Raw genomic sequence first — 14,871 nt, forward strand, 5'->3', positions numbered from 1 at the left:
TGCCCAAAAAAGAAAGCAGCCCAAAAAATCCGGACTGCTTCCAAACCTAAAAAAAAGCGTGATAATCCAACTATAGTTTAAGGCCCACTCCAAATCCAAAGATCCAGGGGTCAATGTCCACATCAGCATCCACAGTGGCACCCAAAGCCGTGGTGGCATCGACTGTGGCCGTAGTATTCAAAAAGAGTTTTTTGATGTCTAGGTTCAAGAACCACTTGTCGTTCAGCATAAAATCGAAACCGCCTTGCAGTGCAAAACCCACAGCGGTGTCATATTCCACATCATTGGCCACAGGTCCTTCATCCACACCGTAAAAAAGAGTGAGGTTTACCCCGGCACCCAAATAAGGGACAAAGTCGCCCCCTGTAAAATGGTATTGTCCGGTCAAAGTGGGCGGCAAAAGCCAGACACTGCCCAAATCGATATCCCCAGCAGCCGTGCCAACAGCCTCAACATCATGCTTCGTGGTTCCCAAAATGAGTTCCGCCGACCAGTTTTCAGTAAAAAAGTAGGTAATGTCAAATTCGGGAACAACAGCGGTGGAAATGGAAACGTCCCCACCTATGGCCTCAATCTCCGCACCTTCGTCCGGAGCCACCACAATGCCCCTCAACCGAAACTGCCATTTGCCAAAATCACCCGAGGGTGAGTCTTGGGACATTACAAAGTTTGAAAATCCCATCAATGCCGCCACTGCAAAAAGTATTGTCTTTCTCATTGTACTGTTATTTAAAGATGGGACAAAACTAGCCCTAGAGACCCTGCAGATATATGATGTTTGTCATTGGATATGAACAACAGACAGCATATCCCTCTGGGAAATGGCGAGAAGATCCAAGAAAGAATTTAAAAAAACCTATGGCTTTAGAACCATTTTTTTCGCTTAAAGATAATGATGGAAACAATGGTGATGACCAGCATCAGCCCCAAAAGGATGAAGTAGCCGTTGGCCCATCGGAGCTCCGGAATGTTTTCAAAATTCATCCCATAGATCCCGGCCAAAAAGGTAAGGGGTATGAAAATGACCGAAAAAATGGTCAGGGTCTTCATCACCTCGTTCAACCTGTGCCCCTGGATACTGAAAAACAGGTTGATCTGGCTCTCCAGCTCGTGGATATCCGAATCGATATCGTTGGTCAAACCATTGATCTGCTCCCTGAGTTCGCTGAAATACTTGTTGTGGAACCCTTTCATCTCCACTCTTTCCAGTTTGATGATGATGTCCCGAAGTCCAAGGGACGCCTTTTTGAACTCGTTGATCATGGCTTTCTTCTGCTCCACCTCGAACATGAACTGAGGGGTCGGTTCCTGCTTTAGGATGACATCCAAGGTATTCTCCATCAAAACAATTTCCTCGTATTTGTCCTTGTAATTGGTGATCAAGGTTTCCAAAATGAAGAACAACAGATAGTCCGCACGTTTTTTTCGGATGATTCCCTTGTTCTCAAAGATCCGTTGACGGATCCAATCAAAATGGTCGCCTCTTTTTTCCTGAATGCACCAAATGAAATCCTTGGCCACCACAAAGAACATCTGCTCGGACTCCAAACTATCATGTTCCGTCTTCACGATCCTGGCCGCCACAAAGAGTTGTTCCTCCAGTTCGATCACCTTGTTGCCCATTTTTTGGTTCAAGAGAAGCCGTAACAGAAAGTCGTCCAGATTATTTTCCAGCACCATCTTCCTGAACTCGTCCATATATTCCAGACCATAGGTATTCACCCAAGTGATGGACTTATCTCCTTTGGAGAGTAGGATATCGTCCTGCAGGGAGAATTGATGGTTATCATAGTTGTCCAGGGAGTAATTGATCACCCATGTATTTTTTTCAAATTCTGTCTCCATTGTGATGCAAGTGAAATGGGTTATTTGTAGTTTAGAGCATAAGTTAATCCAAAAATAGCAAGAACACCCCATGATAGACCCAATGTCTTTTAAAACCGAGCTTCTGTTCACGGTTATCCTACTGGCCCTCATATTGTTACTGAACTCTTTCACCAAAAGGGGCATTAGAAGGTTCGGGAAGAGCAGTTCCATCGACATGAACAGCCGGAAGATCATTTTCTACCTTAGCAATTTGATTTTTTACCTATTGGCCTTTGTGGGGATTTCGTTGATATGGGGCGTCAACCTGAAGGATTTTTCCCTTTTCCTGTCCTCTGTGCTCGCCATTTTGGGCGTGGGTTTTGTGGCCCAGTGGTCCATACTGTCCAATTTGACCGCCAGTGTGATCTTGTTCTTTAGCCATCCCTTGCGATTGGGCGACCGGATCAGGGTCATGGACAAGGATTTTGACTGGACCGGACGCGTGGAGGACATCAGTGGTTTTTACCTGTTCATGCGCACGGATGATGGGAGAAGGTTGACCATACCCACCAACCTTGTCATCCAAAAAGGGATAGAGATCCTAAAGGATATCGAGGAAACTTCCGATGAGGAGGAGATCATCGAAAATTGATCAAGGGCGCCCAGCTAAGCCGAACACCCTTGAAAACAACAACCAAGTCCAAACTTGGAAACCACTCGTTGCAAATTTTAAATACCTTATAGGCTCACTATTCCCGATTCTTTCAATGGGCCCAATTCATAGACGGCGCCCAACAGTTCTTTTTTGATTTCCTTGACTTTCTTTTTGTGTCCGTTTGCCTTATATATTTCAGCAACGCAGAACAAAATTTCAGGTTCAAAGGTTTGTCCATCGACATAGTTTTCCACCAATTCCAACGCCTGTTCCTTTTCTCCCCGTTTCAGCAGGCTATAGGCCAGCCAACCATAGGTTTCCGGAGTGGGCCTGTTCCTCACTTCCTGTTTGGCCAACTGCAATGCCCTGTCCATGACGTCCATATCCAGATAGAACCCCACGTTATGGGCGTTGTACATCTGCCCATAGTCTTCCTGCATCACCCCCTTGTAATAATTGTCCAGAGACTGTATCCGAAGTGTCTCATCGTTCGTGTAGGAGGCTATTTCCGCTTTCAGCAGATGGTATTCAGGAGATTTATTTCCCTTGATGATGGAATCCAATATCCGAAGGGCCTCTTCGCCATTTCGTTCGTGGGAATACACAATCCATGCGATTCCTCTTTTTGCATCGGCATTTTGGGGGTCTATCTGTAACGCTTTCAAATAGAACTGATAAGATTCCTCAATGCGCCCCGCATGTCCGTACAGATCGGCCAGGTTGGTGTAGGACAAGAGCAACTGATTGTTGTCCTTGGAGGATTCCGCCTTCTCCCTTGCCATTTCCATACAATGGATCGCCGCTTGCGCATCCCCTTTATGATCGTTCCATTTGGCCACACGGACCAGGTATCCAAAATCCGACAGGTTCCGGATACTGTCCAAGTACATTTGCGCCTGTCCATAATTGCCCAGTTCCATATGGATATCGAACAAGAGATTTTGGGTGTCATTGACACCGCCCTTTATTTTCACCGCTTGGCTTGCCAACTCCAATGCTTCCTTGAAGCGGTGCTGCGAAATATAGTTTTTCGCCAAAGCCCTCAGATATTCCGCTTTTTCAACATTCGCCATCTCCACTGCTTTTTTCAAGGACTGCTCCGCACTCTTCAAATGCTTGATGTCCCCTGTTTCCTGAAACAGACGGGTATATTCATCGGCCACATTTCCCAAACTTTCCAATTGTGTGCTGTCCTGCATGATTTGGTGGTCCCAGACCTGAATATCTTTGGATGTGGTCTTCATCGGTTTTGCCGTCAAAAATGGGTCATAGTCCTGCCTGTTTGTCTTGAACCCTTTCTCCTGGATGCAAGAAAAAAAGAGCAGACCCAAGAAAAACAGAGAGAGATACTTAGTGGTTGTTTCCATATTGTGTTGTTGTTTTTTATAAAAGGGAAGGGATTTCTCCCTCCCCCTCCTTTTCATAGCAATTACTCAGGATTTCCCAATCAAGGGAAAGTTGTAAATCAGTGATATCAACCCTGTCTTGCTGTTGATGGCCATCCATATAGATACCACCGAATATCATGATAGGCAGAGCCTTTTTGTATTTTGATCTTATTGATTTTGCATGCGTTTCCTGTTTTCTGTACCAATACCTACGTAACCTCGTGGAAGTGGGTTTGGAACGGAAATGTTAAAAAAATCTTAACGGATTTTTAATGTCTCTCTTCGCCCTTCTATCTGAAAATTCCCATAATTTGTTTTACTTTGGGGCTCAAACCATGCATGAATGAACCCTTCTGCTTCTGGATGGATCAACAAGTTTGGTCATCTTGCCAACAAAGAGAACGCAGGTTTTTCCGATTTCGATAGCCTGTACCTGGAGCTCAAGAAGAATGGGTTCGTTTATGGGGTCCACTTGGACATCGCTCCTTTTATTGAGGTGGAGCATGCCTTGAGCGAGGACGAGATTGCCAAGATCAACCTGCTCACCGCCCTTTACTATACCTATACTTTTGAAAAAGGAAAGACGGACTTTACCGATTTTGTCAATACGGTTTTTGAATATTACCAATCCTTGGACGTAGGCCGGATATCGTTCCTCAATAAAATACTCAGCGGTTCCAAAACCGAGTCGCAGCTTGAAAAACTCATCGACTCCCGGATATATTTGGGGGGCAACGCCTTCAACCGTGCCTTTGGGAACAGCCTAACCAACTCCTTGCTCTATGTGGATGTGCTCATCTTTATGGTCTATCTGAATGGGAAGGCCAATGTAAAAAGGCATGCGCAACTTCTGGAATACGTCACCATCAACATTGCCTACCACGCCCTCAATTCCAAAGAGACCAATGCCAACGATGCCAAGCTCATCCAACTTTTGGCCTCTTCCCTCACCTATGTCAATCTTGGTGAAACGAAATTCGACGGTTCCTATCTCGACCTTCTGGACAATAATTTCTCCCAGTTTGAAAAGGATTATTTTTTGGACATGGCCTGCTTGACGATTTGGGAAGACAAGTCACTTGACTACACAGAATCCGATTACATTTTTGGACTTGGAAAGGACTTGGGCAAGTCCGACGAAGCGGTAAAATTGGAGCTGGAATTTGTCAAACATTTCTTTGAAAGGAACAGGGAAAAAGTTCCTTATCTAAACGACAAAAATTTGGCCGTACAGTTCTACGAAGGGATGTCAAAAAATGTGAGCAAACTTATTTTGAGGAACAGCAAAAGGCTCAAAAAAGAGTTGGCCCAAAGTCGGGAACTGGTATCACTTTTGTCCAAATCCACCATCAAGGATCTGAGTGAGGAAGAGAAGAAAAAAGTGCAGGAGCAGTTGGTGGATATTTTTAAAAGTATTCCGTCATTGGCCATTTTTATGCTGCCCGGTGGAGCGGTTCTTTTGCCCATTTTCATCAAGCTGATTCCCAAGTTGCTCCCCTCTGCTTTTGATGACAACAGGATTGATGAAAATTGACCTTTTTTCAGTAAAAAAGCCACTATAAGGAAAATTTATAGTGACTTTTTAAATATATTCAATTTTTTGGTAATCAAATTTTTATACCATATTATTCCAACCATAACTTGAAGTCCTTCACCCGCTCCCTGCTCACGATGATTTCTTGCTCATTGAAGCGCTTCAACTTGATCTGGAGCCTTGAATTGGTATAGGAAATGATGTCTCCGATGTGGTTGATATTGACATAAAACTTGCGGCTTATCCGGAAAAAAACTTTTGGCGAGAGCTCCTCCTCCAACTGCTCCAAAGTGGTGTCCAAAAGATAATTTCTACCGTCCGAAGTGGCCGCATAGGTACCCTTGTTCTCACTATAAAAACATTCCACCTCATCGGCATTGATGATCTTGAGGTGCTGCCCCACTTTCACGGTAAACCGTTTTTTGTATTCCCGTTCGAGGGGGTTCACCAATAGGTTTTTAATGTCGTTGAAATCGACAGAAATCTTCCTGCTTTCCGGCTTGAAATTCTTGTACTTTTTCACGGCACTTTCCAGCTCTTCATCATCTATGGGCTTCAATAAATAATCGATGCTGTTCAGCTTGAATGCCTGAAGCGCATATTCATCATAAGCGGTGGTGAAAATGATGGCACTTTTCACATCGACCACATCAAAAATCTCGAAGGAAAGACCATCGGACAATTGGATATCCAAAAAGATAAGATCGGGGTGGGGGTTGTTTTGGAACCACTCAATGGATTCATCCACCGAATGCAACATGGTGGAAACTTCCAGGTCCAAGTCTGCCAATAATCTGGCCAACCTTCTTGCGGCCGGTTTTTCATCCTCAATGATGATCACGTTCATTTTCGTTCGGTTTTGGTTGTAAGGTTTTTGAAATCTTTCTATTTATTCATTGGGAGCAAGGCCCGCTCATCTATACCTGTCCATTTCGTTTTTGTCCTCTTCCATATATTTCTGGATCTGACGTTCCTCCCATCTTTTGAAGAACGAGAATTTCCAGCGATACACAATTATGGCGTGCACGACCAATATAAGTCCCCATGTGGCAATGTTTCCATTGACCCAATCAAAATAATAAGGTTCTGCCGGGAAACCTTCCGGCATGAAGGGATGCAACAGCCCGCTTTGGAGCAGGAGCAAAAACCCATTCACCACGACAAAGATCAGTATGTGCCTGTAAAAGCCCTTCAGCTCCTTGATCCGCTTGTTGGCCCTTTCAAGGCTTGTTCCGTTTTGGTCCATGGTCATTTGTATTTGTCCATTTCTTTTTTGTCCTCGTCCATGTACTTCTGGATCATGCGCTGTTCCCAATTTTTACCGAGCAACGGATTGAAACCAAACACATACACACCGTGGAACGCCATACCCAATCCCCAAGAGAACAGGGTGACGAAATGGGGCCATTGCCAAAAATCGTCCGTTCTAAGATACACATTCACCAAAATAAACGCATTGATCACCACATAGATGGCCAAGTGGATATAAAACCCCTTGAGTTCCTCTACCCGCTTCTTGGCGCGTTTGTACTTGTCTGTTTTGATATCTTCCATGATCAATTCCATTTTTTGGTTTCGTCATCTTCGTTCATAAATTCCTCGATCTTACGCTGTTCCCATTGTTTTCCAAAAAATGGGTTGAGATTGAAGGTCTTCAGGGCGTGGAAAATGATTCCGATGCCCCAGCCAAATGCGGCCCAAAGAAACCACATGTATCCAAATCCGGTGGTGAGGTAGTTGACCAGTGCCAGCCCGGATATCACCACAACATAGGAGAAAACGTTGCCATAGAACTTTTTAAGTTCGTCCACCCTTTCCTTGGCCCTGATGTATTTGCTCTGTTTGTCAAAATTTTCCATAGTGTTGTTTTTTAACGGAATGTGACAGTTAAATATACTCATTGTTAAAATTCTTTGTTGTCCATGAATTCCTTGATCTTACGCTCTTCCCATTCTTTTCCAAAAATGGGGTTGTAGCCGTGGGAGGTCATCCATAGGCTCACAAGCCCTATTCCCCAGCCTACTGTTGGAAAAATGGCCCAGAGAAAATCCGTTGTTCTGGAGTTGAGCCACCACAAAAAAGGGATTACCAGGCAAAAGCCCACCAAACTGTAGTAAAAGGATTTGAGGTCCTCCACTCGCCTCTTGGCCCTGTCGTAACTGTATTGTTTTACATCTTCCATTGTTCGATTGTTTTTTGATTACACTGTAAAATTCGCAATACACTGTGAGCAGGGAAAAAGTAGTTTCTTGAACTGTTGTTTTTGGGGGATGAATTGTGGGGTTTAGGGTTTAGGGTTTAGGGTTTAGGGTTTAGGGTTTAGGGTTTGGGGTATATACAAAATTGGAAGAAACGAGCTTGAGTTTGAGCTTGAACTTGGACCTGAACTTGAGCTTGAGCTTGAAAATTACCTCAGCCCAGACCCTCCATCAAAAATCATCCTTTTCCATGAGTTCCCTGATTTTTCGCTCCTCCCATCGCTTGCCCCAAAGCGGGTTATAGCCAAAGGCTTCCATGCCGTGCATCAGCACACCAAAGCCCCACCCCAAGGTCGGGAAGATGGCCCAGAGGAAATCCGTCGTCCTGGAGTTGAGCCACCACAGAAAGGGGATCACGATGCAGTATGCGGTCAGGTTTCCATAAAAGTCCTTGATGGCCTTTACCCGTTCCTTGGCCTTGATGTAGCGTTTTTCCTCAATATAGCTTTGCTGGGTCTCGACCACGGAGAATTCCTGTGTCAGCATGGGCAATTCCACACTGAAGTCCGACACCGTTTTGTTGATGACCACCCCGCGGTCGCTCAAAATGTTGTAGCGTTGCTTGATGTTCTGCAACCCCACCCCGCTGCTTTTGTTCACCACTTGTTTTTCCTGAAGGTTGTTGCTCACCACCAACATAGATCCCTTTTCGTACACCTTGATGTGCAACGGCCTGGAGGCCTTGACCACATTGTGCTTTACCGCATTTTCCAAAAGGAGCTGTAATGACAATGGGACGATTTTCGCATCGGGCACAGAGCACTTTTCAGGAATATCAAAGACAATACTGTCCTCAAAACGCATCTTCAGCAGCCCCACATAGGTCTTGGCAAAACTCAGCTCTTCATCCACCGTCACCAAATCCTTGTTCTTCTGCTCCAGAACATATCGGTACACTTTGGAAAGCGATGTGGTGAACTTTTGGGCCTGTACGGGGTCTTCCTCTATTAAACTTGTGAGCACATTGAGGCTATTGAACAAGAAATGGGGGTCCAATTGGTTCTTGAGCGCATCAAAACGTGCCGAGGCCGTGCCCGCAATGATCTTTTGTTCCTTAACCTGCTTCTCTTTGTAGTATTTGTAGTAGTAGGCAGCATAGAACAGGCTTGCCACGACCATGGAAATCAAGAAGGATGTGAAATAGTATTGTGGGCGTTCCCCCAAGAGGAATTGATCCAGCGGAACTTTTTGGACCAACACCTGCAATGCCAATCGGGAAAGAAAAATACCAAAGATGGAGGCCGCTACGTTCCCCGCCAATCCATAACCGATATACTTGCGGGTGAACAGTTCCTTGTCGTATTTCCGCATCAAAAGGATGAAGGAAGTAGCATTGCAGAGGTAGATGATGATGGAAAAGAGCATGGTCTCCAAAAAATCGTCCCAAAGTTGCCCTGCACTAAAATCCCATCCATTCACAAAATAGATAATGAGGAGGACCACATAAATGGCCATCCCCACTAAAATGGATTTGAAAAGTTCCCTGAAAAAGAGTTTCATCCGATCTTATTTACAACTTGCCAAAACCTCCTCTGCCCTTTCCTTGCCCCAAGAAGGGTAAAACGGGGTTTCGGATTTAAAGGTAGCAAAAAGTTCCAACGCCTTTTCCACATCCTTGCAATAGGGGGCCGTATCCTTTCCAAAATAGCGGGCCGCACCCATGTCCCATTCGGCCTTTGACAGGATGACCCTAGGGTTGTCCGGGGCCAATTCCATTGCCGTTTGGTACAGTTGGACATTCTTTTGGGACAGCGTCATCCCGTAGGTGGCACCATCAAAAGCGATCCACGCCGTATTGATGAGCGCCTCCTGAATCAGGATCTCCGGGTTGTCCGGCGATATGGCCTTTGCCACGTCCAAGAATTCCTTGGCCTTTTCCAACTGCACGGTCAACTTTTTCTCATCCTTTTCGCCAAAAGAGATGACCGTGTTGACCTGTGAAGCATAATAATAGGGCAACCAATTGTCGGGTTCTGCGGTGGCTATCCGCTCAAAGAGATTGGAGGCCTCCCCCGTTTTTCCGCTCTCCCACAATTGGAAGGCCTTTTCCATTCCTTGGGTGTATCGGTCCTGCGCGCTGGCCGTTAAAATGGTTAGAAATACAAATAAAGAAGTTAGTTTTCTCATGACTGTCGTTTTTTGATTCCCGTATCGGGTATCCATTATTGATTATTTGTGATTATCGTGCCACAAAAGTGCATCAGCCAAACCTGTATGGAAAAGAAGGTTTACCGAACTGTATTTTTTTGGGGATGAACTGTTTTTGGAAGATTGCATTTCATCGAAAAACCCAGCAACGGACATCGATTTCCCATTCCCCTCCGTATATAACATATGTTTAACAAACCCCATATTATGAGAACAAAGATCTTTTCTATTGTATTTAGCTTGGCTTTTTTGATGTTCATTGGTTGCTCTGATGACGACAACAATGGAAACAATGGTGATGCCACTGGCAGATTGAGTATTCAGTTAACAGATGCCCCTTTTCCATTTGATTTGGTCGCCGAAGCGAATGTTACCATCTTTAAGGTAGATGCAAGATTGGCAGGCGATGATGATGACGATGAAATGGACGACGATGATAGTGAGTCCTCTTTTGTCACCCTTATGGAAGAAGAAATTACTGTGAACCTTTTGGACCTCACCAATGGTGTCACAGAAGAATTGGCCGATGTGGAAGTACCGGTCGGCACGTATGACCTTGTCAGGGTATATGTAAGAGGTGTGAACGTGGTCCTGACCGATGAAAGAAGCTTCGACCTTACTGTTCCCAGTGGCGAGCAAACTGGCATCAAAATCTTCATAGACCCAGGACTGACCGTTGCGGGAGGTCTGAGCAGTGATCTACTACTTGATTTCGATGTTAGTCGATCCTTTGTTGCCAAGGGAAGCATCAACAGTGTGGATGGCATCACCGGGTTCAACTTTAAACCCGTGATCAAGGCCAGCAATCTATCCACTGCAGGTACCTTGAGCGGAATTGTGGCCACAATGGACGGTGAAACAACGGTTCCTTTGGAAAACGCACAGATTTCTGTTCTGGACACCAATGAAGAACCCGTCACCTCTGGAGCTACCAATGTCGATGGCGCATATGCCATTATGGGACTGGAGGCTGGCACCTATAAGGTATTCTCCTCCATCAATGGATACGTGACAAGCGATACATTGGAGGTAGAGATTGTGGCTGCCAACAAAACAATGCAAGATTTCCTTCTGGAAGCTGAAGTTGTTGAAGAAGGAAACTGATTCCTTATCCTGAACATAGTTCAAAGCGGGGCAAATGCCCCGCTTTTTTTTTATTTCAATCCACCATTTGCAATTCAAACTGGAGAGGTATTTCTATTTTAGCAGAAAGAAAACAATCCCTAAAATAGATGTACACCCCGCCCCACTATCAAAACAGCGACATTGCAGAGATCAAGGATTTCTTGGCCCACAACAGTTTTGGCATCCTCATCAACATTGTGGACAACAGACCTTGGGGCACCCATATTCCCTTGGAACTGGAAACGGATGAAAATGGGCATGATATTTTGGTCGGACACATCGCGAAGGCCAATCCCCAATGGAAGAGTTTTGATGAAGAAGCGGAGGTGCTCTGTATCTTCAACGGGCCGCACGCCTATGTTTCCTCCTCATGGTACAAGGAAGAGGAAGTCCCCACGTGGAACTACATCGCCGTACATGTCTATGGCAAATTGAAGGTGTTGAGTGAAGCGGAGACCATGCAATCCATGCACCGGTTGGTAGAAAAATACGAACGGGACTCCAAAAACCCCATTTCCCTGAAAGACATGTCCCCCAAAACCCTGAGACAGGTTAAGGGAGTGGTGGGCTTCCAGATCCAGATCACGGAGATCCAGGCCACCTACAAACTTTCGCAGACGCGTGTTGAAGACCACCCCAAGATCATTTCCGAACTGGGCGAACGCGATGCCGGAAGCAGGGCCATAGCCCAAAAAATAGATGAAAACGAGGCTTAAGGGCTACTCAACATCCTGAAAAATGGCATCCGCCCAATTGGAGTAACGTGGATTCTCCACGTGCATGATCCAAAGCTCATCAGTATATTGCCCCTTCATTTTGGAGCGATAGGCCGCATAGGCATCCTCATTTTCTTCATATTTGGCCAAATACACATAATTAAGGCCATTGTCCGGATTCTTGAAATATTGCGCCTCCAAACCTTGGGCCTTGAGTTTTCCCATGAAATCCCTTAGGTAATTCTCATTTTTGAAAACATTGGCCACGATGTAATGTCCTTGCCCGACCCCATCCAGGTTGATGAACTTCTCTATGGGCTTGAAGGCCCCTCCATGAAAGGTTCCCTCCTTCTCTTTCTCCACTGTTTTTGGAGCGGTCCGAGGTTTGGAGTTTTGGGCCAGCGCCCTACTTTCCATGGAACTGTAAATGGAATCCAGGTCCTCGCTGTCGGCCAAGTAGAGTTGCTGTGCCTTTGCTTCAATTTCGGGTGTTTTGTCCCCTGTATGCCTTTTCACGATGCGCATGACCATTTCAAAACGCTTTTCCATGTCGCGCTCCCTGTTCCTCTCCAAGGAGTCCATTCGATAGACCAGTTCGTTGATGACGGCATAATTGTCCTCCTGCTGCTCCCTCAATTGGGCTATCTGCTCCTCCCAGAATGCCAAATCCTCCTTGTTGGTGGGCCTTAGGGTGGTCTGGGCATTCAACTTGCTCCTTGACTCATCCTTTTCCTTGGTTTCCTTCTTATCGGCATCTGCCACAAGGGTCCCTTCTATTGGCTTCTTGGTCTCCCCATCCGGATTTTCCTCATTGGACACAAAAGTGTTTTTGGAAAGTGTGGGAACGAAAGAATAGGCAATGGAGATTTCATGCGTCACCCCAAGATTGGCAATACTGTTGCTGATGTTCTTTTCAAAATTATAGCCAAAGGAAAGCCGTCTGTTCAGGTTGAAACCGGTTCCGGCCGATGCGCCGTACAACTGATCGTACCCGCCCTGTATCCAACCCAGTTTGGGAAGGTCCAGAATGACTCCGCCTCCAAAAATGGGATCTTCCTCCCCATCAAAACGGGCCCTTGCCAAAGGCAATAACCTGCCATCTTCAAAGATTCCGGCGCCATTCTTGAACTCATGGGTGAATTGGATGTGACCGGAGAAGGTCTTTTGGCCCAAGTCGGTCAAAGATTTGCCCGAGTTGATGTTGTAATCCACCAAGTTTTGGGCAAATACCCCAAAGTCAAACTTGCCCAAGGACAGGTTCAGGCCTGGTTGGAAAGAAATGATGGAATTCTGGGAAGCCTCGTTCAACAAGGGGTCCTCTTCCAAAGCCACCGCACGACTGGGGTCATAACTACTCACATAATAGGGAATGTTCACCCCGAAGGTCAGGCTGCTCTCCCTTCCCAGTTTGATGCCGTGCGAATAATTGGCCATGACCCCCAAGTTGGAAATGACTCCTTCCTGTTGGTTATAAAGACTGAAGCCCAGACCAATCATATCGTTGATCCTTCCGCTGTAGCTGAGAAAATAGTTCTGTCTATTGTTTTCAAAATCAGCACTTTGACTTCTATGAAAAAGGTTGATGTACGACTTATCCTCCCTCACTGCCGAAAAGGTAGGATTGATCAAAAACCTATTGAATTTCAATAAGTTCTGAAAGGGAACATCATAGCTCACATAAGGGTTGCTCTCTTGGGCAACGGTTGTCTGGCCCATCATCAAGCTGACTGCCAGAACATAAAAGACCCGCTTACATTTAGGTAGGGGAAATTTTTGGGGGAATAAAAGTAGTTTTACATCCATAGCCGATTGGATTTTGTAGGTTAAGTTTCCTGTTTGGGACAGGGTTGTTTTTTTGATTAGGTCTCATTAGCAAGATTTGGGAACTTGTAAGAGTTTTATTACTAATTACAATGTAATATTACGTAAATTATCGGCTAAACGCCAATTTTTTCGTTGAACGGTGAGGTGAATTGAATATTTAACGTATTAGCCCTCAAAATATTGGAAGAACACCCTGAAAAAAGTAAAAAAACCCATTAATTTAGATCCATAGATTTACACGTAAATGTCTAGGTCAGAAACCCTTTCCATAGTCCCATATTCTGATGCCCACAAAGATGCCTTCAAGGCACTCAATGAGGCTTGGATCACCAAGTATTTCAAGATGGAAAAGATGGACTATGCCGCGCTTGACCATCCCAAAGAATACATTTTGGACAAGGGCGGCTATATTGCAGTGGCGGTTTTGGACAACAGGGCCGTCGGGGTCTGCGCACTCATCCCCAGCCAAAAGGAAGGATATGATTTTGAACTGGCCAAAATGGGTGTGTCCGAGCATATGCAGGGTATGGGAATCGGCAAATTGCTGGGACAGTACATCATTGAAAAAGCAAAGGAAATGGGGGCCAAAAAACTCTATCTGGAGAGCAATCGGGTACTCGAACCCGCTCTTTCCCTATACCAAAAGCTGGGTTTCAAGGAAATGGTGGGAGCCTCTTCGCCTTACGAGCGTAGCGACATCCAGATGGAACTGCATTTGGACAACCTTTGATTTGACTCATGGGGGTTTTGTGCATTACTGTAGCACATACAACATCCCTTGCTTTTTGTTGTGTTCCAATCTGACCCCATTACCATAGAAATCAACAATTTCATTGAGATTGATCAACACGGTTTCTTCATAGTTTCCAATAGTTTTACCTTCATAGGGACTTGTCACTACCCATATTTTTTTGACGGTACAGTTTTTTTTGGCCTGGGGTTGGGGAAAATTTGTCCACACAATCTCAAGTAGGTCATCGGATGCATTGTTCTTTATCATTATGGTTTCCAAGCTTATTTGCTGGCCTATCTTATCGGTATTCTCATGTTTTATGGAGTAGTTATAAACGTGATCCTCCCCAAAGGCCACATAGCCATCGTGGGTTTTCTCCTTCCTTTCGTACACTATGTAATTCTTGGCGATGAGATTCAAAATCCTTTCAAAGTCCCTTGGTCCCACAAACAAATCACCACCATCCTCAACAATTTGTACAAAGTTGGAAACACCCGGAATCATGTCTTCGGACAATTGATGCTCCAATACATCTTTGTCCGCAATGGTTGGCATCAAATATACCTTCTGGTCTTTTTTAAGGGCAATGCCCACATATTTTCTGTCATCAGAACAGCCCAAAACCAGCAATGCCAAAACAACCAAACAAGAAATTCTTTTCATGTAAGTACTAATTGAATAAAT

At 45.1% G+C, this 14,871-nt stretch carries 16 protein-coding genes and 1 pseudogene; 5 read left to right on the plus strand and 12 right to left on the minus strand.

The features are described from left to right. Positions 1–70: 70 nt before the first annotated feature. Together SD450_RS10435 and SD450_RS10440 are read right to left on the minus strand one after the other, a co-directional pair. Complete coding sequence (locus tag SD450_RS10435) at positions 71–718, minus strand: OmpW/AlkL family protein (protein ID WP_318344411.1); 648 nt, start codon at positions 716–718, stop codon at positions 71–73. A 158-nt stretch (positions 719–876) separates the two neighbouring features. Next, positions 877–2,010: pseudogene (locus SD450_RS10440) on the minus strand (CorA family divalent cation transporter); the annotation flags it as partial. Here SD450_RS10440 and SD450_RS10445 point away from each other — a divergent pair. After that, positions 1,916–2,458 (plus strand): mechanosensitive ion channel domain-containing protein, encoded by a 543-nt coding sequence (locus SD450_RS10445; RefSeq protein WP_318344413.1) that lies wholly within the window; start codon positions 1,916–1,918, stop codon positions 2,456–2,458. The pseudogene SD450_RS10440 and the gene SD450_RS10445 sit on opposite strands and share 95 nt — an antisense overlap. Before the next feature lie 86 nt (positions 2,459–2,544). Here SD450_RS10445 and SD450_RS10450 read toward each other — a convergent pair whose 3' ends face one another. Further along, entirely contained in the window at positions 2,545–3,828 is a 1,284-nt protein-coding gene (locus SD450_RS10450; protein WP_318344414.1) for a tetratricopeptide repeat protein, read from the minus strand. Between the two features lie 364 nt (positions 3,829–4,192). Between SD450_RS10450 and SD450_RS10455 the strand changes: the two genes are divergently transcribed. Beyond that, complete coding sequence (locus SD450_RS10455) at positions 4,193–5,383, plus strand: LETM1-related biofilm-associated protein (protein WP_318344415.1); 1,191 nt, start codon at positions 4,193–4,195, stop codon at positions 5,381–5,383. Positions 5,384–5,474: 91 nt separating this feature from the next. On the opposite strand, the gene SD450_RS10460 is transcribed toward SD450_RS10455, so the two are convergent. The 7 genes from SD450_RS10460 to SD450_RS10490 form a co-directional block, all read right to left on the minus strand. Beyond that, the gene (locus tag SD450_RS10460; RefSeq protein ID WP_318344416.1) at positions 5,475–6,230 is read right to left on the minus strand and encodes a LytR/AlgR family response regulator transcription factor; all 756 of its coding nucleotides are present in this window, start codon (positions 6,228–6,230) and stop codon (positions 5,475–5,477) included. Between the two features lie 66 nt (positions 6,231–6,296). Next, the gene (locus tag SD450_RS10465) at positions 6,297–6,629 is read right to left on the minus strand and encodes a 2TM domain-containing protein (protein WP_318344417.1); all 333 of its coding nucleotides are present in this window, start codon (positions 6,627–6,629) and stop codon (positions 6,297–6,299) included. A gap of 2 nt (positions 6,630–6,631) precedes the next feature. Beyond that, positions 6,632–6,937: a 2TM domain-containing protein gene (locus tag SD450_RS10470; RefSeq protein WP_318344418.1), complete on the minus strand. Its 306-nt coding sequence runs from the start codon at positions 6,935–6,937 to the stop codon at positions 6,632–6,634. A 2-nt stretch (positions 6,938–6,939) separates the two neighbouring features. Next, positions 6,940–7,242: a 2TM domain-containing protein gene (locus SD450_RS10475; protein WP_318344419.1), complete on the minus strand. Its 303-nt coding sequence runs from the start codon at positions 7,240–7,242 to the stop codon at positions 6,940–6,942. A 44-nt stretch (positions 7,243–7,286) separates the two neighbouring features. Beyond that, on the minus strand, positions 7,287–7,565 hold the full coding sequence (locus SD450_RS10480) for a 2TM domain-containing protein (protein ID WP_318344420.1): 279 nt from the start codon (positions 7,563–7,565) through the stop codon (positions 7,287–7,289). A 247-nt stretch (positions 7,566–7,812) separates the two neighbouring features. Continuing rightward, positions 7,813–9,141, minus strand: coding sequence for a 2TM domain-containing protein (locus SD450_RS10485; RefSeq protein ID WP_318344421.1), 1,329 nt, complete (start codon positions 9,139–9,141; stop codon positions 7,813–7,815). 6 nt (positions 9,142–9,147) lie between these two features. Next, positions 9,148–9,768, minus strand: a complete 621-nt coding sequence (locus tag SD450_RS10490; RefSeq protein ID WP_318344422.1) for a tetratricopeptide repeat protein — start codon at positions 9,766–9,768, stop codon at positions 9,148–9,150. A gap of 228 nt (positions 9,769–9,996) precedes the next feature. Here SD450_RS10490 and SD450_RS10495 point away from each other — a divergent pair, with 228 nt between their 5' ends. After that, positions 9,997–10,893, plus strand: a complete 897-nt coding sequence (locus tag SD450_RS10495; protein WP_318344423.1) for a DUF4382 domain-containing protein — start codon at positions 9,997–9,999, stop codon at positions 10,891–10,893. Positions 10,894–11,021: 128 nt separating this feature from the next. Then, complete coding sequence (locus SD450_RS10500) at positions 11,022–11,630, plus strand: FMN-binding negative transcriptional regulator (protein ID WP_318344424.1); 609 nt, start codon at positions 11,022–11,024, stop codon at positions 11,628–11,630. A 3-nt stretch (positions 11,631–11,633) separates the two neighbouring features. Here the strand turns inward: SD450_RS10500 and SD450_RS10505 are convergent, their stop codons facing one another. Further along, on the minus strand, positions 11,634–13,433 hold the full coding sequence (locus SD450_RS10505; protein ID WP_318344425.1) for a PorP/SprF family type IX secretion system membrane protein: 1,800 nt from the start codon (positions 13,431–13,433) through the stop codon (positions 11,634–11,636). A 265-nt stretch (positions 13,434–13,698) separates the two neighbouring features. Between SD450_RS10505 and SD450_RS10510 the strand changes: the two genes are divergently transcribed. Beyond that, positions 13,699–14,184: a GNAT family N-acetyltransferase gene (locus SD450_RS10510; protein ID WP_318344426.1), complete on the plus strand. Its 486-nt coding sequence runs from the start codon at positions 13,699–13,701 to the stop codon at positions 14,182–14,184. A gap of 24 nt (positions 14,185–14,208) precedes the next feature. On the opposite strand, the gene SD450_RS10515 is transcribed toward SD450_RS10510, so the two are convergent. Further along, the gene (locus SD450_RS10515; RefSeq protein WP_318344427.1) at positions 14,209–14,850 is read right to left on the minus strand and encodes a hypothetical protein; all 642 of its coding nucleotides are present in this window, start codon (positions 14,848–14,850) and stop codon (positions 14,209–14,211) included. Positions 14,851–14,871 lie beyond the last annotated feature (21 nt).

It is taken from the genome of Flagellimonas baculiformis (assembly GCF_033441575.1).
Classification (GTDB): domain Bacteria; phylum Bacteroidota; class Bacteroidia; order Flavobacteriales; family Flavobacteriaceae; genus Flagellimonas; species Flagellimonas baculiformis.

Bases quoted from the DNA above. Each gene is read 5' to 3' on its own strand.
- SD450_RS10435 (WP_318344411.1), bottom strand. From the start codon at position 718: ATGAGAAAGACAATACTTTTTGCAGTGGCGGCATTGATGGGATTTTCA.
- SD450_RS10445 (WP_318344413.1), top strand. From the start codon at position 1,916: ATGATAGACCCAATGTCTTTTAAAACCGAGCTTCTGTTCACGGTTATC.
- SD450_RS10450 (WP_318344414.1), bottom strand. From the start codon at position 3,828: ATGGAAACAACCACTAAGTATCTCTCTCTGTTTTTCTTGGGTCTGCTC.
- SD450_RS10455 (WP_318344415.1), top strand. From the start codon at position 4,193: ATGAACCCTTCTGCTTCTGGATGGATCAACAAGTTTGGTCATCTTGCC.
- SD450_RS10460 (WP_318344416.1), bottom strand. From the start codon at position 6,230: ATGAACGTGATCATCATTGAGGATGAAAAACCGGCCGCAAGAAGGTTG.
- SD450_RS10465 (WP_318344417.1), bottom strand. From the start codon at position 6,629: ATGGACCAAAACGGAACAAGCCTTGAAAGGGCCAACAAGCGGATCAAG.
- SD450_RS10470 (WP_318344418.1), bottom strand. From the start codon at position 6,937: ATGGAAGATATCAAAACAGACAAGTACAAACGCGCCAAGAAGCGGGTA.
- SD450_RS10475 (WP_318344419.1), bottom strand. From the start codon at position 7,242: ATGGAAAATTTTGACAAACAGAGCAAATACATCAGGGCCAAGGAAAGG.
- SD450_RS10480 (WP_318344420.1), bottom strand. From the start codon at position 7,565: ATGGAAGATGTAAAACAATACAGTTACGACAGGGCCAAGAGGCGAGTG.
- SD450_RS10485 (WP_318344421.1), bottom strand. From the start codon at position 9,141: ATGAAACTCTTTTTCAGGGAACTTTTCAAATCCATTTTAGTGGGGATG.
- SD450_RS10490 (WP_318344422.1), bottom strand. From the start codon at position 9,768: ATGAGAAAACTAACTTCTTTATTTGTATTTCTAACCATTTTAACGGCC.
- SD450_RS10495 (WP_318344423.1), top strand. From the start codon at position 9,997: ATGAGAACAAAGATCTTTTCTATTGTATTTAGCTTGGCTTTTTTGATG.
- SD450_RS10500 (WP_318344424.1), top strand. From the start codon at position 11,022: ATGTACACCCCGCCCCACTATCAAAACAGCGACATTGCAGAGATCAAG.
- SD450_RS10505 (WP_318344425.1), bottom strand. From the start codon at position 13,433: ATGGATGTAAAACTACTTTTATTCCCCCAAAAATTTCCCCTACCTAAA.
- SD450_RS10510 (WP_318344426.1), top strand. From the start codon at position 13,699: ATGTCTAGGTCAGAAACCCTTTCCATAGTCCCATATTCTGATGCCCAC.
- SD450_RS10515 (WP_318344427.1), bottom strand. From the start codon at position 14,850: ATGAAAAGAATTTCTTGTTTGGTTGTTTTGGCATTGCTGGTTTTGGGC.